Here is a 20,505-nt window from a genome sequence, read left to right as displayed (position 1 = left end):
AATTGTAGTCAGTCAAATCTACTGACCACTGCCTACTATTTTCACCTAGAGTTACTCGTTTTTCTAATCTTTAAATCGGTTTCATATGATTTGTTACCCAAACTATCTTTTAAATGTGTAATGTCAATATCATATTGATAACCATACATTTTGCTAATTTTATCGAGTGTGTTTTTCTTTTTTCTAGCTATTTTTAAATTCGTACTATACATATTTAAAGGAGCAAAAGCAAACCCTAAAGCTGCGAGTCCAATAGTCATGATAATTAATGGTATTGTTGAAATAATACCTTTTTCTAAAATAAATTTTCCCAATAAAAATCCTCCTAAAATTAAGGTAAAAGCAAGAATACCGTACATAATTAAGTGACCAAAAGTATCTGTTTTAGTTTTTAATACAGCTTCATATTCTATATTCACAATTTTAATTTGCTCTTCAAAATTATCTTGCATTTTTATAACACCACACTTATTTTGAAAATCAGGTTTCTTACTTGTTAAACTACATAGTGTTCCAGTCTTAAAATCTATAATTTTATGATCACATAATTTACAATGTAGCGTTAAGTCCATTTATGTTTTGATTTTTAATTCAATCTACCTAAAATTGTAGTCAGTCAAATCTACTGGCTGCTTAAGACTGACCACTGCCTACTATTTTCATCTCGGTATCTCAACAGCTTCAATAATCTGTTTGATAATTTGTTTGGTTGTTACGCCTTCCATCTCACGTTCTGGTGTGACAATCACACGATGTTGGAGAACTGGTATGGCAGAACGTTTAATGTCTTCTGGTGTTACGAAATCTCTTCCGCTCATTGCTGCAAAAGCTTTGCTGGCTTTTAAAATAGCAATGGATGCTCTTGGTGAGGCTCCTAAATATAAAAAAGGATTATTACGCGTGTTTACGATCATATCTGCAATATATTTAATGAGGTGCGATTCTATTTTTATTTGATTGACTAAATCCTGAAACTTATTAATCTGCTCCTTACTTAGATGGGCAGTCACTTGAGCGGTTTTAGATGCTCCCTTTAAATTCTGTTCTCTGTTTAAAATTTCGACTTCTTCCTCAGCACTAGGATAATCAATATCTATTTTAAAGAGAAAACGGTCAAGTTGTGCTTCTGGTAAGCGATAGGTTCCTTCTTGTTCTACTGGGTTTTGGGTTGCCAGAACAATGAACGGGAGTTCTAGTTTAAATTTTTGTCCGTCAATAGTGATTTGGCGTTCTTCCATCACCTCAAATAAAGCTGCTTGCGTTTTTGCGGGTGCTCTGTTAATCTCATCGATGAGGATCATATTGGAGAAAATCGGACCTTGTTTAAAGTCAAACTCGGTAGTTTTCATATTAAAAACAGAGGTACCCAAAATATCACTTGGCATTAAATCTGGAGTGAACTGAATTCTACTAAAACCAATATCCAATGATTTTGCGAGTAGTTTGGCAGATATGGTTTTTGCCACACCAGGAACACCTTCAATAAGCGAATGGCCATTAGCTAAAATGGACGCGATAAGCATGTCAATCATTCCTTTTTGACCAACAATGACTTTGCTAATTTCGTTTTTTATAAGACCAATACCTTCTTGAAGCTCACTAAGATCTATACGGTTTGTAAAGCTAATATCACTTTCTAGAGCCTCCTGGTTTGGTGTGTTTTCAACAGGATCTATTGCATTGGAATCTCCCAATAATGATTCATGAAATTGATCGTTCTTAGGTGTTAAATCTTCATTTTTGTTGTCGTCTAAATGTTCCATAATTTATGTGGTATAAAAATCTTCTATTGCATTATTTAATCGTAATAAATCGGCTTCAGTACAATTGTTTTTTGCTTTTAAATATACAATCTGATTGATTAATTTTTTAATGTCATCTGCGTCTTTTCCAGATTTTAAAGCTAAATTTTTAACGAATTTATCATCTAAAATTTGAGTGTCCAAATAATAAATACGTCTAATATACTCTAAAAAGTAAGTGATTTTTTTCTCTATTAAATTGTCGTGATCTTTGGTTTCGTAATATAGATTACCAATTGTTTTTGTGAAATCGACGGTTGTATTTTTTAGTGGCTCTTTTATCAAAACGATACGTTGCCTTCTTTTGGCATTAAATATCATAAACAATACTGTGGTGATCAGTGCCAAGTACCAAGCCCAGCGCAGTGGCGGTTGACTCAGTACAAAACGCAATGGGGAATCCCCTAATTCTTTGGTAGATTTATTTCTGGAGTCAAAATAAATAGTATCGTCACGCAAGTAAGACATGGCACTTGCTGCATACTTGCTATTTTCTTTTTTTAGAATGTGATAGTTTGTAAATACAATGGGCTGGATATGTAGATAAAAGTTACCGTTGCCCCAAGGTATTTGTATAAAATTGGTGTAGGTCTCATCTCCAAATTTTTGATGGCCAAGAACTGTAGTGGCAAGCGTATCAATTTCAGAAAAATAAATATTGCTCAATCCTTTTTCTACGGAAATTGAATCTCGCTCAAAAGTGGGATTTGTAAATGAAAATTCTGCTTTTCCAGACAATGAAAAGTCATTTTGAGTGTAAAATCCTAAAGAATCCAAAAGACGATCTGGAAAATAATTGCTCGCTATAAATACATCGTTGCCATGCGATGCAAAATCGAGTAATTCTTGTGCAGATGTGTTGTCTAGATCTGGATACTCGTCAATTAAAATATAGGTTCCAGTAATGAGATAGACGCTATCTTCCCAATTGTAATATTCATCGAAATACTCATATGGTGTGACTTTGATATCTTGTGTTTTACTCTCTGGGAATATGTTATTAAGCTCTTCGTAAAACACGAATGTTCCATATGGGATTTTTTGAGTTTCGTTGTAGGTCTTTTGCCAGTTTATTGGCGGAGGTGTAGAAAATTCTATGGCAATGATTCCCACAAAGAGCAGAATTAATAGACCTATGTATATTTTTAGTGTTTTACTCATTTCCAATGGGTTCTTAAAAATTGAGTAAATGCTTTTTTAGCTTTTTCAAACTGTGGCTGGTCAATATCAAATTCGCCATACCAGATGTAATTGTACAAATATGAGGTGTATGAAAATTCCTTTTTTGTGTCTTCATTGGCGATTTCAATAAAATAATCGCTATTTGTTTTTTCTACATCATAGTCAATGATTTCTTTTTCTGAAAGCGTCTTGAGCAACCATAAATAGTAAAACCTAATGGCCAGTCTGTAATTGTTCTCATTTTCTGCTTCTGCAATTAATGTTTTAAAATCGGTTTCGTAAATGTTGTTCTCTATGTCTGTAACGGGAATAATAGACTTATCGCTAGATTTTCCGAAGATCCAATTTCCTTCTTTGTTAATAATGGCTCTGACTATAAAATAAACGACGAGTAAAAAGATAACGACATAGAAAATCTTTAGGGCGATATCTGTAATATTGGCAGCTTTGGCGTCGCTATTGATATCAAATAGGTTTTTAATAAAATCGGACAGCCACTGCTTGAATCTTGTCCACCAGCCAGAGTTATCTACCGTGCGCTCGTAGATAAATTCGTCATCATTATATTTCTCTTTGAGATTGTCGTACTCTCGTTTTTCAATAGGCTCTGTATCTACGTAAACGGAATCCTGCATGGTCTGAACTGTAGTGGTAGTATCTAAACTTGATGCGTTTGATAGTGTTATTCCGAAGAAAAAAAGGATGATATGTAGGTTGATAAATCTACTCACCAGATCCTATTAGGTCAATATCGCTTTTGGTATTGATGTTTTCGTTGTCTTCTTTAAGACTGTAATACACCACGCCTTGATTGAGTTGCACAATGACATTTAAAATGCTACTTACCAAAAATGTTAATAGAAAAATGGCGAGCATCATTACGGTCATCGTTTTTTGTATTGCCATTGGCTCTGGCGCAGTATTGGTTTCAATTTCTGTAAATAGGTTCACCATTCCAAAAATGTACGGTATGAGTGCCACAACATTTTGTGCGATGTAACTCATTAAATAAAATAGCCCAACGCACCCTATTGCTGCCCAAAATTTAGAACTTATCATTTGCCAGGCATATCCAAAACTTTCCCAAATTTGCTTTTTGTTATTTAGATATTCCATGAGCGTGCCTTGATAAAACAGACTTACAGCTCCAATTACTAATGGTAATGCTAACAAACCAATAATTGTAATGGTTAGGATGAACATTAGTATGCCAACTACTAAAATTACTGGGATACCAATGATTATTCCGCAGAGAAGAAATATAAAGATCTTTCCAATATTGGCTTTATATTCATTTATAATATCTGTTGCGTTAAAGTTTTTACCATCATTTTCATTGAACAATTTTAAATAGATGGGCATAAATGAATAAGAGATCACTGCAGCAATTAAACCTACAACCACAAAGATTATAACCAATAGAATGAACACGCCCAAGTTTTCGTTCATGTAATCGTCAATAGCTGAGCCATTACCAGTTAATAAACCTCCAAAAAGAACTTGAGTATAAAACTTACTGAAGAAATAACCTATGACTACTAAGATCAAAAGAAAAATTCCATTGATAATAAAAAAATGCTTGAACAAGTGCTTTCCGTTATGCTTTAGAAATGCAAATGTATCTTGAAAGTATTCTCCAAAGCCTCTCGATTTATATAGTTGCATGGAATTTTTTTAGTTTATGTTTAAGTATAAAGGGGTAGATTAAATAGTAAAATGAAATTAAGCTAAGTGTAAAAAGTATAATCCCAACCGATAGCCAATTGGGCATAGTATTGGAATATCTGGTAACGTAACCTTCTAAAAATCCTGCAGCAATTGTAAAAGGGAAGGTGCTTATTAAAATTTTCACACCATTTTTCACTCCCATTTTAAAGGATGTCATTCTAGAATAGGTTTTAGGAAATAAAATGCTTGCCCCTAAAATTAAACCTGCAGCACCTTCAATCACGATAGCGAAAATCTCCATAGAACCGTGAATCCAAATTCCGCGAACGCTCTCCCAAAGAACTCCTTCTTTATAGAAAAAATACTGAAATGCACCAACCATAATACCGTTATACAGCAATACTAAACCAGTACCTAAGCCAACAAAAACACCATAAATAAATGATTTAATGCCAACGTAGAGATTATTGAGCGTAATCCCAATAAAACTTCCCCAATTACTGCCACTTTTATAAACAGCAACAGGATCTCCAGCTTCAATATTTTCTAAAGTATCATTAACATAGCCATCACTTAAAATCAATCTCACAAAAGAATCATCATAAGCTGCCGAAAGTGCTCCTATGGCAACAAAACTTAAAAATATTAGGAATGCATAAAGCACATAACGTCTATATTCGTAAACAATTAATGGGACTTCGATTTTCCAAAAATGTACAAATCTATTGGTGTCTTCACGCTTGGTTTTATAAATTTTTTGAAAAGCTTTGGCAGCTAAGTTGTTTAAATAAAGAATTGTTTTACTTTTGGGATAGTAAGTTTGAGCGTAAGACAGATCATTTACCAATTGAATATAAAGAGAAGCTAAATCATCAGGATCTTTTAGGGTTTTCCCAAAAATAGCCTTTTCGAAATTGAGCCATTTTTCTTTATTTTGTTTAATAAATGCCACTTCTCTCATACGCTTTCAAATTAAAGCAATTAATGGTAGAGTTACAAATAAATACCACACAAAACGTTAATATAAATTTCATCGCAGCAAGTGTTGGTGAACGCATCTTGGCGTACATTATTGATTTGATAATTAAATTGGCTTATGTGGTTGTAGCATTTCAAATTGTCTTTAACTTACTTGATTGGAACGTTGCTATTGAGCAAATGGATGGATGGTCACAAACTGCTATTTATGTAAGTTTTTTACTTCCCGTTATATTCTATTCACTTGTATTTGAAACCTTTCTCGACGGACAAACCATTGGCAAAAGAATTCTTAAAATAAAAGTCGTAAAAATTGATGGCTACCAAGCCTCATTGGCAGATTATCTAGTAAGGTGGATTTTTAGAATTGTAGATCTTAATATGATGTCTGGTATTGTGGCGCTAATTGCGATCGTTACTAGTAAAAAGAGTCAGCGATTGGGAGATATGACCGCAGGAACATCGGTAATTACCTTAAAAAATAATGTGAATATCAGCCACACTATTTTGGAGGAACTTGAGGATAATTATGTGCCAACTTACCCAAACGTCATCAAGTTGTCAGATAATGATGCTCGAATCATAAAAGAAACCTTCGTGAGAGCAAAAGCAGCAAGGGATTATGAAACACTTATTAAGCTACGAACTAAAATCGTGCAAGTCGTTGAGATAAAAGATTACAACGGTAGCGATATGGAATTTGTGGATACTATTTTAAAAGATTACAACTACTATACCCAAGGTAGTTTTATTACCAATTCATTTTAATTTTTTTTTCTTCGGAAATATGAAATCATTTAAGTAATCCATGCATTATTCATGACATTCAATAGCAGGAAAGACATCACCTTTCAACTGATCGCATTTGGTTTTAGCGCAATTTTTATCACCATCATAGCAGTAAACCTCTTTCAAAGTGGTTTAGAAAATGAGGCATCAATTTGGAATAACTTCATATTATTGATACTATCAGCATTATTGTTGTGGCTCTATTTTGGAACACGATACGAACTGACCCAAACCCATTTAAAATACAAAAGCGGACCATTACGAGGCAGTATCCAAATCGATCAAATAACCGAAATCATAACAAATAAAACCCTCTGGTCTGGATTAAAACCAGCAACCGCAAGAAAAGGGATAATCGTAAAATATGGTAACTACGATGAAATTTACATAAGTCCAGAAACAAATGATACTTTTGTAAAAAAAATATTAGAATTGAAGGCAGATATCAAAATCACAACAGCTTCAACCCTCTAATACAACAATAAAACTAGCGTCATGTTTTTTGAAGTTATAGACATTTTAGGAACAATTGCCTTTGCTATTTCGGGCGTATTGGTGGCACTTAACAAGCGAATGGATCCCTTTGGAGTGCTCATTATTGCATTCGTTACAGCAGTAGGAGGAGGGACTTTGCGAGATGTTATGATTGGCATTGAGCCAGTTTCCTGGATGCGTAACATGACCTACGTGTATGTTATTATTGGTACAACAATTTTTGCTGTTTTACTTCGGAATAAAATTAACTATCTAAGAACCTCACTCTTTTTATTTGACACCATTGGCATAGGATTATACACTGTTGTCGGTATAGAAACCGGATTGGTTGCAGGACTACATCCAATAATTTGTATCGCACTCGGTACAATGACAGCCTGTTTTGGTGGTGTAATTCGTGATATTCTATGTAACGAGATCCCAGTGGTGTTTAGAAAAGAAATCTACGCAACCGCTTGTATTTTAGGAGGTCTTACCTATTTTTTACTTCGGAAATTCATGGCAGATACTAACTTTATTTTCGTCATTGCAGGTGTAATCGTGATCGTAGTGCGGTTAATCGCAGTAAAATTTAAGATTAGCTTGCCTAGTTTGTATAAAGAGGAAGAAGTGTAATTATTAAATGGTCATTACTGCTTTCGAGGAAATAACGACTAAACCTGGAACTAACAACTTTTCAGAAGAAAAAAAACTATAACAACTTCTCAATCTCATTTACTAGCGTTTTCATACTATCTGTAGAATAACCAGTAGAAATATACCTAATCACACCATCTTTATCAATTAAATAATTTTTAGGGATATACTTTGTCGCGTACATATCCCAAATAGTTTTGTTCGGGTCAATACCAACATTAAAATCAATTCCTTTTGTTTTAAGGCTTTCCATTTTTTGTTTTACCAAAAATTCATTTTCACCCCTAGAAATAGGAATAAATACAAAATCGTCATCTTCAAAACGCTCTAATATTTCCTTAGGGATTTCCTTAAACTCACTCATACAAGGTCCACACCAAGTTGCCCAAAAATTCACAAGCACTACTTTTCCTTTTAAATCTGAAAGTGTAATCGTCGTACCATCAATCATCTCTACTGTAAAATCTGCAGCTTTGTCTTTTATATTAAGTATTGAACCTTTGTCTGCTTGAGCAGTAACTATTATACTTGATAAAACAAATAATAGAATAACAATCTTTTTCATTTCTTTTTTTTTTTTTTTTTTTTTTTATGATTTTGAGAAGCTTATCTTGGCTTTTGATTTTTTCTTACTATCTAAATATAGCTCATAACCTTTTAATAGTTCTACTTTCTCTGTCTCTTTTGGTTTAACCGTAATTAATTCTAAAACCTTGCCTTCTTTTTGAATCCTAATAACTAAATCATTTTTTCCGATATTCTCAATAATCCCAAAACTGTTACTTCCAAAATAGGGGTTTATTGCAGCATCTTGACCGGGACCTTTTCCTGTGATTGACATACTCTGGGAGGACTCAAATTCTAAAATAGTTTGTGCAGACATAGAGTATGTACTTAGACCAAATAATAGGAGTATAAAAAGTGATTTTTTCATTCCGTCTATTTTAATGTTTAACAATTAATATAAAATCACTCAATTAAGATAATTATTGAGAGAGTTTGTAAATTTATTCAGTTGGCATAGGAAATCCACGATCTTTCATCAGCGCTTCAATCTTAGCATCACGACCTCTAAATAAGCGATATGCTTCCGCAGGATCCATAGAATTTCTTGGCGCAAATAAATATTTAACGAGTTTTTCTGCAACTTCAGCATCATAAAATCCTTCAGGAGCGTCCCTAAACGCTTCAGAAGCATCGCTTGTCAACACGTCTGCCCACATATATCCGTAATATGCAGTGGCATAACCTTCACCAGAAAAAACATGTCCAAAATGTGGTGTCCTGTGTCGCATTGGTAATTCATCAGGCATATTTAATTCTGCCAAAGTTTCGCGCTCAAACGTATCGATATCAATATTGGTAGGATCTGCTAGGTGTAATTTCATGTCGATTAGTGCAGATGCAAGATATTCCGTAGTACCAAAACCTTGATTAAAGGTGGATGCTTTTTTGATTTTATCTACCAAAGATGCGGGAATTGGCTCGCTAGTTTTGTGGTGTACCAAAAATTGATTGATCACCTCGTCTGTAGATAACCAACGCTCCAACAATTGCGACTGAAACTCGGTATAATCTCTAACACCACTATTTAAGGTTGGATATTTTACATTGCTCGAAAAGAAATGTAATGCATGCCCAAACTCATGAAAAAATGTGGTTGCATCATCCCAAGACACCAAAACTGGTTCTCCAGGAGCAGGCTTCACAAAATTAGAATTGTTAGATGCCAAAACATTGGTCTCGCCTTTGTAGGATGTATAACTTCTGTAGGTTGTAGCCCAAGCTCCAGAACGTTTGCCTTCACGAGCGTAAGGGTCTAAATACCAAAGCCCAATATGTTTTCCAGAATCTTTATCGGTCACTTCCCAAACCTTCACATCTTCATGAAATATTGGTACTTTACCGTCTTCAACAGGAGTGAACTTATAATTAAACAAACGACCAGCCACGTAAAACATAGCTTCGGTTAATTTATCTAATTGGAGATATTGCTTGACTTCATCACTGTCTAGATCGTATTTTTTCTGGCGCACTTTTTCAGCATAATAGCGATAATCCCAAGGCTCGATTTTTATAGAATCACCATTGGCATCTGCAACCGCTTGCATATCTGCAACTTCTTCATCAACACGAGCAATGGCAGCAGGCCAAACAGCCATCATTAAATCCATTGCATTTTCTGGCGTTTTTGCCATGCGATCCTGCAATCTCCACTCTGCATAATTTTCATAGCCCATTAAACCAACACGCTCTTTTCTAAGTCTTAAAATCTCTGCAATAATCTCATTATTATCAAATTCATCTGCATTATCACCTCTAGAATAATAGTTGGTCCAAACGATTTTTCTTAGCTCTCTTTCTGTAGAATAGGTTAAAAAAGGATCCATGGATGAGCGCGAATTTGTAATCGCATATTTGCCATCCTGACCTTTATCTTTTGCGATTTTTGCTGCGGAATTCATAAAAGATTCCGATAATCCACCTAACTGATTTTTATTTAAGTACGTCACATAATTCTCTTCGTCGTGCAATACATTGTTAGAAAATTTGGTGTAAAGCGACGAGAGTTCTTTATTGATCGCTGCGTAGCGTTTTTTCTTTTCTTCGGAAAGATTTGCACCATTCATCTCAAAGCCTTTATACGTTAAATCGACAACACGTTGCTGATCTTCTGGTAATGGGTTTTGTTGTGACGCATCGTAAACCGCTTTCACACGCTTAAACAATTTTTCGTTTTGCGATATTTTAGAGTTGTAGTCTGATAATTTAGGAGCAAGCTCTGCTTGGATATCTCTAAATTCTGGAGACGACATATTACTGCTCAATATTCCGTAGTAAGTAAATACATGATTAAGCTCATCTGCTGAAGCTTCAAGAGGAACAATCGTATTCTCAAAAGTTGGGGCTTCTGTATTATTGGTAATGGCATCAATGTCTTCAAGACCTAATTTCATTCCAGTTTCAACAGCTTCTTTTACATCTTGAACGCTCATTTTGTCAAAAGCAGGTAAGCCTTGGTAAGGTCCTTCCCAGTCTTGAAGTAACACATTGTCATACTCGGTTTTTGCCATTTTTTCTTCTTGATTTTTATCGTCTTTACAACTAAAACATAAAACGATACTGCATAAAATTGCAGTTTTTATAGATTTTGAAATCATTTGATTTTGCTATTGGTTTTGTGAGTTTGAAGATACTCAAAATTGGGGGAACAGATAGTTTTGCTTTTGTTAATTTCTTAGCTTTTTTGCTAAAAGCTAAAAGCTAAAAGCTAAAAGCTAAATGCTAATCCAAAATCTCAACCCGACGTATGTACACATTTTTCAGAGGCCAATCGGCATCATCGGTTTCGACGTTTGCAATTTTATCTGCAACATCTAACCCACTGGTTACTTTTCCGAAGATTGTATAATCGCCATCCAGCTCATGCACATCCCTTAACATGATAAAAAACTCATAGGGCGAGGCGAGTTTATAAGGGTTCTCAATATCACTGCTTGGCATAGAAATCACGCCACGATCGTGGTGAAAGCCACGTTTGGTGTCTGTTGGTAACAAATATCTTCCAATAAAACTGCGCTTTTTCATGACTTCTCGATTGTCTGTACTACCGCCTTGAATGATGTAATTTTCTATCACTCTATAAAATTGCGTGTCATCGAAATAGCCTTTTTTGGCGAGGTAAATAAAGTTAGAACGATGGAATTTTGTTTCTTCAAACAACTCAATATCGATGTTTCCATAATCGGTCACAATACGAACTTTATTTTCTTTATGTTCTTTATCATACTGCAGAAAGAACTCCATGGCGTTCTCATCATTTAAGAGAAACTGCCCATTGATTTCTTCGGAAATGGAATCTGTATCTTCCTCTTTTGCCATTTGCTTTTTGACGGTTGTAGAATCTATAGATTGTGTAGAAGTTTTCTTTTGAGATTGTTTATCTTCACAATTAAAAATTAGCAAGCACATTAATATTACCAAATAAAACCGCATAAGGGAATGAATTTTGAAACGTTCATAAAATCTACTTCAAAAATAAAAAATCTAAAACTTCCAGGACAGAACTCACAATTTAAATTATCGCCTCCGTTTCGCGAAGAACTTATTGAAGAGAATAAAGCAAAAATGAAAAACGCCAAACAAGCTGGTGTGATGGCTTTGTTTTACCCAGATACATCTGGAGAAACCCATCTGATTTTAATTTTAAGACGCACGTATAAAGGCGTACATTCTGCTCAAGTGGGATTTCCCGGAGGTAAATATGAAGATGGTGATTTGGATTTAGAATATACTGCGATTAGAGAAACTTTTGAAGAAATTGGTGTGCCAGAAACAGCTATTGAAGTTTTAAAAGCTCTGACACCGTTGTATATTCCGCCAAGTAATTTTACGGTTTCTCCTTTCTTCGGAATTATGCACCAGACTCCAAATTTTATAAAACAAGATGCAGAGGTTGAAGATTTGATAGAGGTGAAGCTCAAAGATTTTATGGATGATGATAATATCAAGGACGTTAAAGTTATGACATCGTATCAAAGAGAATTGCCTGTTCCTGCCATTATGCTTAATGGTTATGTAGTATGGGGAGCTACTGCAATGATGCTAAGTGAATTAAAAGACTTGTTAAAAATGATGTTGTAAGCTGCAGTTTTTTGTAAGTTTGTCTTTACGCTTAATAATAAATTTTGGATGGGATTATTTAAGAGAAACCCTTTTGGGCATATACTTTTTGTAAAAAAATGGTTAATCAGAATCCTTGGTGCATTAACACACCGACGTTTTAGAGGCTTTAATGAACTACAAATAGAAGGCTCTGAGGTTATTAAAACCTTACCAGATAATAATGTACTTTTTATATCTAACCATCAAACCTATTTTGCCGATGTCATCTCCATGTTTCATGTGTTCAATGCGAGTTTAAGCAATCGTGAAGACTCAATTAAAAATATTGGTTATCTATGGAATCCTAAACTCAATATTTATTACGTTGCTGCAAAAGAAACGATGAGGTCTGGTTTATTACCAAAAATCTTAGCTTATGTAGGTTCTATTAGTATAGAACGTACTTGGAGAGCAGAAGGAAAAGATGTTAACCGCCAAGTTAAAATGAGCGATATTTCTAGTATAGGGAAGGCTTTAGATGATGGTTGGGTAATTACATTTCCTCAAGGTACAACGACACCTTTTAAACCGATTAGAAAGGGAACCGCACATATTATTAAACGATATAAACCTGTAGTCGTGCCAATTGTCATAGATGGGTTTAGACGTTCTTTTGATAAAAAGGGTTTGCGTGTAAAAAAGAAAAATGTATACCAGTCTTTTGAAATTAAAACACCTTTGGAGATCGATTATGAAAATGAATCGATAGATTCCATTGTTGAAAAGATTGAATATGCCATTGAGCAGCACCCTTCTTTTTTAAAGGTGATTCCGCAGGAGGAATTAGAAGAAAAAGAACGATTAAATCGTGAGTTGCGAGATTGGTAACTTCAAACTATTTATCATTCTTTTTTATAGTTAATTTATTGGAATCCTTGTCTTCATCTTTTTGACAGGTTGTGTTGAAAAATGAACTAAATAAACACATCAACCCAATAAATAAAAAGAATTTTGACCAATCAAAAACCATAGAAAAAACTACTAGAACCAAGCCTGTCATAAACAGATCATCGTTTGATTTCTCTTTTATGTGTGTGTTGTTTGTAAATTCAAATGCTATAAACCCTTCATCAATAAGTACATCATTGTGAAATAATTTTACGGTTACAGCTCCAGAAGAAAATGCTTGTTTTGTTTTTATATAAAAGGATTCAGTTTTACCGTAAGCCTCTATAGTGAATTTGTGTTTTCTATATGGTAGTGATAATTTTTTAGATATTTGTTTACCATTAATTACAACGGTTTCAATACCTAACCAATTTGTTTTGAAAACGATGTCGTGGTTGTAGATATTAAATATAACGTCTTTCATAATTATACCTCCAGTTTTTTCAATTCCTTATAGTTTTTGTTGAGTCTTCTAAGTAAAATTCCGTAGATAAGACGATAGAATAACCAGAATAAAAGGACAAAAATTCCAGCAAAAGCCATCATAAGTATTGCGGTAACAAACATTTGTTTATCACTAAACTTAGCAAATTGAGATGAAACCTCGGGATTATTGTATAGCGTATGATACATCGCAAATGTAAAGGACAAAAATGCCATAATGAGATTATAGATCACATAGTACTTGATGATTTTTCTTGTTTTAAGAATCTTTTCCATCAATTTTTTTGCATTATCGGTAACAGATATCGTTTTATAGGATTTATAAAGTAGATACACAAATGTTAGGATAATGGCATAACTAAAAATGGTAATTGCCAAAAGTACATTAGTGTTGCCATACATTGCAGCTAATTCTGCACGATACGTTTCCGAAGCAAAATAAGGATAGCTATTAAGTAGGATCCAAAAAACAAGCTCAGCAATACTGATGTAAAAAAGTGTTTTTACAATAGATGATGATTTCTTGTGCATCATCGGGTAAATTTCTTTGCCTGATATATGTTGATCAACTTTCGTACTGTTAGCCTGCCAATCTTTTTTTAATAATTCTAATTCATCCATCGTATCACGGATTTAGTATTGTTCTTAATTTTTTCTTTACCCTATTCATCTTCACTCGAGCATTTACCTCACTAATACCTAGGGTTTCACTTATTTCGCTATAGTTTTTATCTTCTAAATACAAAAACACCAATGCCTTTTCAATATCATTTAATTGATGTACTGCTTTGTACAATAATTTGAGTTGTTGTTCTTCGGTATCATCATATTCTACAGACTTTATCTTAAAAGAAACACTTTCAAACTCTTGTGTTTTAATGCTACGCTTTGATTTTCTATAGAGCGTAATTGCTGTATTTAAACCCACACGATACATCCACGTACTAAACTTTGCATCGCCTCTAAATTTTGGGTACGCTTTCCATAACTGTATCGTTATTTCTTGAAACAGATCATTATGAGCATCCCTATTATTGGTATATAACCTACATACCTTGTGCACAATATTTTGGTGCTGTTCAAGTTCTTCTACAAATTTATGTTCGAGTTCTTTGTTCAAAATTTGATTAGTTAGTTATCTATAGGTAGCTATAACTTTTAAAATGTTACACCTTATTAAAGATTCTTTCAAAAATAAGGTAATACGTCCCATAAACCGTATCTTTGGTAATAGCATTTATAAGTCGTTTTCCCATGAATATTCCTGAATCAAAACTCCCTAGAGTTGTTGTGATAGGTGGAGGTTTTGCTGGTGTCACTCTAGTTAAAACGCTCGCAAAAAATAAGGTGCAGCTCGTTTTGTTAGATAAGCACAACTACCATACATTCCAACCACTTTTATATCAAGTATCAAGTTCTGGTTTAGAACCAGATTCTATTGCTTACCCCTTACGTAAGATTATAAAAAATTATAAAAATTCGTTTTTTAGACTTGCTGAAGTAAAAGATATAGACCCAAATAAAAAGCAGATAAGCACAACTATTGGAACGCTGGATTACGATTATTTGGTGATTGCTACAGGAACCAAAACCAATTTTTTTGGCAATAAAACAATAGAAGCTAATAGTATGCCAATGAAGAGTATTCCGCAGGCATTAAATATTAGAAGTCTAATACTTCAAAATTTTGAAAAAGCGTCCATTGCAAAGACCGAGAAAGAACGTCAAGCCTTTTTAAATTTTGTGATAGTTGGTGGAGGACCAACAGGTGTTGAATTAGCAGGTGCCATTGCAGAGCTTAAAAACAATATACTCCCTAAAGACTATCGGGATTTAGATAGTGGAGATATGAAAATCCATTTATTGGAAGGTTCAGATCGGTTGTTGCCACCAATGAGCGAGCATGCGTCTAAAAAGTCTGAAGGTTTTTTAAAAGACTTAGGCGTTTTCGTTCATACCAATGTGGTTGTGAAAGATTACGATGGGAAACTCGTCACTACAGATTCTGATCTGTCACTAGAAACCGAAACCCTAATCTGGGCAGCAGGCGTTACAGGTGCGCCAATACATGGTCTCAAAGCCGATTCTTTGATAGAAAAAGCCAACCGATATAAAGTAAATCAATTTAATCAAATTGAAGGCTACGATGATATTTTTGCATTGGGCGATATAGCTTTAATGAGTACAGAGGATTTCCCCAAAGGCCATCCGCAAGTCGCACAACCAGCCATACAACAAGGCAAGCTTCTTGGCAACAATTTAATGCGATTCATAAATAAGCAAACTCCAAAACCATTTGTGTATAACGATAAAGGTTCTATGGCAACCATTGGTCGCAATAAGGCAGTGGTGGATTTAAAACACTATAAATTTGGTGGCTTTTTCGCTTGGTTTATTTGGATGTTCATCCACTTAATGTCGTTGGTTGGTTTTAGAAACCGAGTGATTGTATTCTTTAATTGGACGTACAATTACATCAATTTTGATAAAGCTGCGCGACTTATCATTAGACCTTATAAAAAATAAGTTGTCTTTTAGTTCTTCGGAAATGAGCCTTTAATCTTCATAATTCATCTTCAATATTTCTTGTGTTTGATCACCTTTTTATTTATAAAAGACAACATAATCGGGACGGTTACATTTCCGAAGTGATCCTATTTTACGAGTGATTTTTGACGAAAAACGCAATTCGGTAATGGTTTTTGACAATTCAGTAATCTAGAATTTTATGAATGGTCTTTGTTTCTAATATTTGACCCATCAATAAGAAACGAACAGTTAAAACCAACACTCATGAAATCATTAATCACCACCATCGCCATCTTAATCTCATCAATTTTGGTGGCGCAGACGTCTATCTTCGGAAAAGTAACCGACACCAAAAATCAACCGGTTTTTGGAGCAAACGTCTATCTCGATGGCACCTACGATGGCGCAACAACCGACGAAAACGGAAACTTCAAATTCACAACCACCGAAACAGGAGCACAGGTTCTAAAAATTTCATTTCTATCTTACGAAAGCAAAACCATTGCTGGAGAGGTATCCACTTTAAACGAACTAAAAATCGTGCTAAGGGAAGATATGGAATCCTTGGATGCAGTGGTGATTTCCGCAGGAACCTTTGAAGCTAATGATAATAGCAAGGTTTCGGTTTTAAAACCCTTAGATGTTGTCACAACTGCCAGCGCTTTGGGAGATTTTGTGGGAGCGTTGCAAACATTGCCAGGAACATCAACCGTGTCTGAAGACGGACGATTGTTCGTACGTGGAGGTGATGCAGACGAAACGCAGATTTTTATAGATGGGATTCGTGTGTTCACGCCTTATTCTCCATCGCCAAATAATATCCCAACACGTGGTCGTTACTCACCATTTTTGTTTGATGGGATTACATTTTCTACAGGTGGTTATTCTGCGGAATATGGCAACGCACTATCCAGCGTACTCCTTTTAAACACCATTGATGAGCCAGACCAGGAAAAAACCAATATTGGCATCATGACCGTTGGAGCAAATCTTGGACATACCGAAAAATGGGACAAAACCTCGTTGAGCGTGAGTGCATCTTATATTAATTTAGCGCCATATATTGCCTTGTTTCCAGATCGTAACGATTGGGAGAAACCGTATGAAGGAGCTCAAGGTGAAGCTGTTTATCGTCAGAAATTAAATAATGGCATGCTTAAATTTTACGCAGCATTTGATACCTCAAATTTTGAATTGACCCAAGAGGATATCAATACAACAGAAGGCGTGAGGTTTAAACTCAATAACCGAAATTTTTATACCAACACATCATATCAAGGTGTATTGGGTAGCGGTTGGTCCCTAAATACAGGATTAAGCTACACGATTGCAAAAACAGATTTTGAATTTATTGATAATGATATTACAGATGATGAAAATTCTGCACACCTTAAATTGAAATTAAAAAAACGATTTAATAGTAGGTTCAAATTATACTTTGGAGCAGAGCATTTTACAACAAAATTTGAGGAGCGTTATTCTTCGGAAATCGTCTCACCGGTTAACTATGGTTATACGAATAATAATACTGCGCTTTTTGCTGAGTCTGATATTATTTTCAGTAAAAAATTCGCTGCAAAAGTAGGAGTGAGAGGTGATAATTACGAGTTGTCCAATGAGTTTAAAGTGGCTCCACGTATCTCATTGGCTTATAAAACCTCACAAAACGGACAGTTATCTCTTGCCTACGGTAGTTTTTACCAAAATGCAAATAGCAGTGCCTTAAAGTTTGATCAAACTATTAATTCTCAAAGCACCAACCACTATATCATGAACTACCAATATGTTAATGACGGTCGTTTATTTAGAGCAGAACTTTACCGAAAAGATTATGATCAATTAGTAAAGTATGATACCAATTTTGAGTCTTTTGATAGTAATTTTGATAATTCTGGTTCTGGTTTTGCACAAGGTTTAGATATTTTTTGGAGAGACAATAAGAGTATAAAAAATGTAGATTACTGGTTGAGCTATTCGTACTTAGATACAGAGCGTGATTATCGTAATTACCCAACCAAAGCGCAACCTAGCTTTGCAAACACACATAATTTTTCGGCAGTGGCTAAATATTGGATCGAGGACTTGAAGAGTCAAGTAGGCTTTAGTTATACGTTTGCTTCTGGTCGTCCATATACAGATCCAAACACAAACCAATTTCTTGGTGAAATGACAAAAAGTTACAATAGTGTGAGTTTAAATTGGGCGTATTTAATTTCACCTCAAAAGATTTTATACCTTTCTGTTAACAATGCGCTAGGTTTCAAAAACATAAATGGCTATCAATTTGCAAACACGCCAGATGCGAGTGGTAATTTTGCAAGTAGATCACTACGACCAGCAGCAGACCAATTTTTCTTTATAGGTTTCTTTTGGACGATTAGTGAAGATGGAACAGATAATCAATTGGATAATTTGTAGAGGAACTGGGTTTTTGGATGAGGTTTTTGGGTTATCGTTTAACGTTGTTGTGTATGAGCCGTTGCGTGTCTCGGCACGAACCATTAAAGGTACAAAACTGCGCTGGAAAATTCCAAAGAATTTTCCAGATGAGCGATGACCAAGCAATGGCTTATACACGGTGTTGCCAGTAGTTTTTTACTTCATAAAATGTTTCATTATTTTTTTATGTAAGTCATGAAATTCCATTATTAGTTCGTCTGTAGCTGTTTGTTTAATAACTCCATTTGAATTCATATATCTTATTTGTTTTGGGATAAATAATTTTTGAGAGTTTTCTCCTTGAGTTACAGTTAGGTTTAGTGGTCCACTGATTCGTGCATGAGCAAAATAATTTCGGATTGCACTTATCTTTTGTATATCATTAATAATTTTTTTGTCAAATGAGTTAATATTCTTTAATATTTTAAATTTTCCTCCAATGCTAACTATTGAAGTATTAAGCATAATTTCTATAAAGTCTCCTTTATCTTTTGGTTTAAAATAATCGGAAATTGCTAAATTCATTTGTGATTCAATTTCGTTCATTTTTTCAATTATCAAACCTCTCAATTCTCTATCGCTCTCATTAAGTTTTTCTTTGGATTCAGACATTTTCGTGAATGTGTTTTTAAATTACTGGCAATGCTCTGATAAAAAATTGTTTCAATGTTTTTTATCAATCGTTAAACGAAGTTCGACTAAATTTTTAACAAAGTCAAGTTATTGGATGTTATGGTTTTGAAGTTGTTTTAATGCCTGTTATCACACAATATTTGAATTGGCGGTTCGGTTTTATCTAAAACAGTAAGTGAAGGGCACCCAAAACTGTAACCTAAAAAGTCAAAAATAATAGGTGGTTTGTTTTTGAATAATTTACCTGTCCAATGGGATTGTGAATCTTGATTATTATCCTGCCCTTCAGTAGTTAATCCTGTTAAATAGGTGCCCTCAGTATCATTGTAATATTGGTTAAGCAGTTCTTGTTTTGAGTTTTTGTCTATAATTACTATATGGTAACTGTCCATGTTTTGATTGGATTTCTTTAGATAGAAATCTTGTTCTTTGGTTGAAAATTTATAGGTATTAGCCTTGATCTTAGGGTTTTCTTTTTCAGTTTTAATAGGAAATTGATCATTATCAATCGCTTTCCAAACCATTGGTTTTAATTCGCCAGTTTGAAATGGGTTCTCGTTACCTATATAAACTAAATTTTCCCAATTTGAAATGCCCTCTCCCAAATCAAACCCAAAATAATAATCGTACTCTACATTTTGGTGGTCTTCAGCAGGACCATATGCATTCATACTAGCTATAGCTGGCAGGTCTTTGATGGTCAACGTTTTCACTTCATCTGTTTTCATGGTGTAAATGAATACGTGGTCTGATTCAGAGAGTTTAAGTTTTTCCAGAAATTTTTTCCGTTGACTTTTATTTAATGTAATGAGGTTATTTTCCAGGTTGCTTTCGGTTAAAATCAAATTCGGGTCTTGATTAGCATCCTCGCTGTAGGCGTTATTAAAATAGGTTTCTGAGACATTTAGAAAAGAGGTTGCATTATATAATTTTAAATCTGACTGTACATAAACATCTGATAAAAAACCGTTAAAGACATAAACGGTATCTATTCCTTTTTCTACACCAACCCATTCTCCTTTTATTGTTTTTTCACCGTCCCTAACTTGGTCTGGTATTTTTGTGTAATCGATAATTTTTAATGGAGTGTTTAAATCAAATTTCCCTAAAATTGTTCCTTTTGGTGAGTCTCTATAATGCAAGCCTAAATGTGCAGTGACGTAAAGGTGTACGTAGTGTTTTGGTGCTTCCGCTTTTTCGTCTTTTATAACAGAATCATGATTTTTATTTTGAGTTTGTTTCTGTTGGACTTTTTGCTCAGTTTCAAATGTGTTTTGCTCCTTTACTGCTTCTTTACAAGAAAGCGCAAATAGAGCGAAAGTCATTAAAATGCGTGTTACTGTAAATTTTAGACTTG

At 34.4% G+C, this 20,505-nt stretch carries 22 protein-coding genes; 7 read left to right on the top strand and 15 right to left on the bottom strand.

Annotation, left to right across the window (positions count from 1 at the left end):
- Window positions 1–41 precede the first annotated feature (41 nt).
- The 6 genes from GQ40_RS07765 to GQ40_RS07740 form a co-directional block, all read right to left on the bottom strand.
- Window positions 42–572: a hypothetical protein gene (locus tag GQ40_RS07765; RefSeq protein ID WP_156115539.1), complete on the bottom strand. Its 531-nt coding sequence runs from the start codon at window positions 570–572 to the stop codon at window positions 42–44.
- A gap of 87 nt (window positions 573–659) precedes the next feature.
- Window positions 660–1,676, bottom strand: a complete 1,017-nt coding sequence (locus tag GQ40_RS07760) for an AAA family ATPase (RefSeq protein ID WP_047551685.1) — start codon at window positions 1,674–1,676, stop codon at window positions 660–662.
- A 90-nt stretch (window positions 1,677–1,766) separates the two neighbouring features.
- Window positions 1,767–2,963: a DUF4350 domain-containing protein gene (locus tag GQ40_RS07755; protein ID WP_047547245.1), complete on the bottom strand. Its 1,197-nt coding sequence runs from the start codon at window positions 2,961–2,963 to the stop codon at window positions 1,767–1,769.
- A complete protein-coding gene (locus GQ40_RS07750; RefSeq protein ID WP_047547243.1) occupies window positions 2,960–3,715 on the bottom strand; it encodes a hypothetical protein in 756 nt (251 codons plus the stop codon). Before GQ40_RS07750 ends, GQ40_RS07755 begins: the two co-directional genes overlap by 4 nt.
- Entirely contained in the window at window positions 3,708–4,649 is a 942-nt protein-coding gene (locus GQ40_RS07745) for a hypothetical protein (RefSeq protein ID WP_047547241.1), read from the bottom strand. Before GQ40_RS07745 ends, GQ40_RS07750 begins: the two co-directional genes overlap by 8 nt.
- Window positions 4,636–5,613 carry a stage II sporulation protein M gene (locus tag GQ40_RS07740; RefSeq protein WP_047547239.1) on the bottom strand — a complete coding sequence of 326 codons (978 nt, stop codon included), beginning with the start codon at window positions 5,611–5,613 and terminating at the stop codon, window positions 4,636–4,638. Before GQ40_RS07740 ends, GQ40_RS07745 begins: the two co-directional genes overlap by 14 nt.
- Window positions 5,614–5,636: 23 nt before the next feature.
- On the opposite strand from GQ40_RS07740, the gene GQ40_RS07735 reads away from it, so the two are divergent.
- From GQ40_RS07735 to GQ40_RS07725, 3 genes are read left to right on the top strand one after another with little or no spacing between them, the layout of a single operon-like run.
- Window positions 5,637–6,398 (top strand): RDD family protein, encoded by a 762-nt coding sequence (locus GQ40_RS07735; protein WP_047547237.1) that lies wholly within the window; start codon window positions 5,637–5,639, stop codon window positions 6,396–6,398.
- A 51-nt stretch (window positions 6,399–6,449) separates the two neighbouring features.
- Window positions 6,450–6,893: a PH domain-containing protein gene (locus GQ40_RS07730; RefSeq protein WP_047547235.1), complete on the top strand. Its 444-nt coding sequence runs from the start codon at window positions 6,450–6,452 to the stop codon at window positions 6,891–6,893.
- Window positions 6,894–6,914: 21 nt separating this feature from the next.
- Window positions 6,915–7,529: a trimeric intracellular cation channel family protein gene (locus GQ40_RS07725; RefSeq protein ID WP_047547233.1), complete on the top strand. Its 615-nt coding sequence runs from the start codon at window positions 6,915–6,917 to the stop codon at window positions 7,527–7,529.
- A gap of 76 nt (window positions 7,530–7,605) precedes the next feature.
- Here GQ40_RS07725 and GQ40_RS07720 read toward each other — a convergent pair whose 3' ends face one another.
- The 4 genes from GQ40_RS07720 to GQ40_RS07705 form a co-directional block, all read right to left on the bottom strand.
- Complete coding sequence (locus GQ40_RS07720) at window positions 7,606–8,115, bottom strand: TlpA family protein disulfide reductase (protein ID WP_047547231.1); 510 nt, start codon at window positions 8,113–8,115, stop codon at window positions 7,606–7,608.
- Window positions 8,116–8,139: 24 nt separating this feature from the next.
- On the bottom strand, window positions 8,140–8,484 hold the full coding sequence (locus GQ40_RS07715) for a hypothetical protein (RefSeq protein ID WP_197052657.1): 345 nt from the start codon (window positions 8,482–8,484) through the stop codon (window positions 8,140–8,142).
- Window positions 8,485–8,557: 73 nt separating this feature from the next.
- Window positions 8,558–10,711 (bottom strand): M3 family metallopeptidase, encoded by a 2,154-nt coding sequence (locus tag GQ40_RS07710; protein ID WP_047547229.1) that lies wholly within the window; start codon window positions 10,709–10,711, stop codon window positions 8,558–8,560.
- Between the two features lie 124 nt (window positions 10,712–10,835).
- Window positions 10,836–11,522: a peptidylprolyl isomerase gene (locus tag GQ40_RS07705; protein WP_231565600.1), complete on the bottom strand. Its 687-nt coding sequence runs from the start codon at window positions 11,520–11,522 to the stop codon at window positions 10,836–10,838.
- Between the two features lie 30 nt (window positions 11,523–11,552).
- Here GQ40_RS07705 and GQ40_RS07700 point away from each other — a divergent pair, with 30 nt between their 5' ends.
- Together GQ40_RS07700 and GQ40_RS07695 are read left to right on the top strand one after the other, a co-directional pair.
- Entirely contained in the window at window positions 11,553–12,194 is a 642-nt protein-coding gene (locus tag GQ40_RS07700) for an NUDIX hydrolase (RefSeq protein WP_047547225.1), read from the top strand.
- 48 nt (window positions 12,195–12,242) lie between these two features.
- Window positions 12,243–13,043, top strand: a complete 801-nt coding sequence (locus GQ40_RS07695; RefSeq protein ID WP_047547223.1) for a lysophospholipid acyltransferase family protein — start codon at window positions 12,243–12,245, stop codon at window positions 13,041–13,043.
- A 7-nt stretch (window positions 13,044–13,050) separates the two neighbouring features.
- Here GQ40_RS07695 and GQ40_RS07690 read toward each other — a convergent pair whose 3' ends face one another.
- From GQ40_RS07690 to GQ40_RS07680, 3 genes are read right to left on the bottom strand one after another with little or no spacing between them, the layout of a single operon-like run.
- Window positions 13,051–13,527: a hypothetical protein gene (locus GQ40_RS07690; protein WP_047547221.1), complete on the bottom strand. Its 477-nt coding sequence runs from the start codon at window positions 13,525–13,527 to the stop codon at window positions 13,051–13,053.
- A 2-nt stretch (window positions 13,528–13,529) separates the two neighbouring features.
- Complete coding sequence (locus tag GQ40_RS07685) at window positions 13,530–14,168, bottom strand: hypothetical protein (RefSeq protein WP_047547219.1); 639 nt, start codon at window positions 14,166–14,168, stop codon at window positions 13,530–13,532.
- 4 nt (window positions 14,169–14,172) lie between these two features.
- Complete coding sequence (locus GQ40_RS07680; RefSeq protein ID WP_047547217.1) at window positions 14,173–14,667, bottom strand: RNA polymerase sigma factor; 495 nt, start codon at window positions 14,665–14,667, stop codon at window positions 14,173–14,175.
- Window positions 14,668–14,801: 134 nt separating this feature from the next.
- Between GQ40_RS07680 and GQ40_RS07675 the strand changes: the two genes are divergently transcribed.
- Complete coding sequence (locus GQ40_RS07675) at window positions 14,802–16,073, top strand: NAD(P)/FAD-dependent oxidoreductase (protein ID WP_047547215.1); 1,272 nt, start codon at window positions 14,802–14,804, stop codon at window positions 16,071–16,073.
- A gap of 267 nt (window positions 16,074–16,340) precedes the next feature.
- Window positions 16,341–18,494: a TonB-dependent receptor gene (locus GQ40_RS07670; RefSeq protein WP_047551679.1), complete on the top strand. Its 2,154-nt coding sequence runs from the start codon at window positions 16,341–16,343 to the stop codon at window positions 18,492–18,494.
- Between the two features lie 177 nt (window positions 18,495–18,671).
- Here the strand turns inward: GQ40_RS07670 and GQ40_RS07665 are convergent, their stop codons facing one another.
- Window positions 18,672–19,127, bottom strand: coding sequence for a hypothetical protein (locus GQ40_RS07665; RefSeq protein WP_047547213.1), 456 nt, complete (start codon window positions 19,125–19,127; stop codon window positions 18,672–18,674).
- A gap of 137 nt (window positions 19,128–19,264) precedes the next feature.
- The gene (locus GQ40_RS07660; RefSeq protein ID WP_047547211.1) at window positions 19,265–20,473 is read right to left on the bottom strand and encodes a hypothetical protein; all 1,209 of its coding nucleotides are present in this window, start codon (window positions 20,471–20,473) and stop codon (window positions 19,265–19,267) included.
- Window positions 20,474–20,505 lie beyond the last annotated feature (32 nt).

Origin of the sequence: Psychroserpens sp. Hel_I_66, from assembly GCF_000799465.1 — a bacterium.
In the GTDB taxonomy this organism is placed as follows: domain Bacteria; phylum Bacteroidota; class Bacteroidia; order Flavobacteriales; family Flavobacteriaceae; genus Psychroserpens.
The sequence above is the reverse complement of the archived record's forward strand: the minus strand, read 5'-3'. Positions and strand labels throughout refer to the sequence as shown.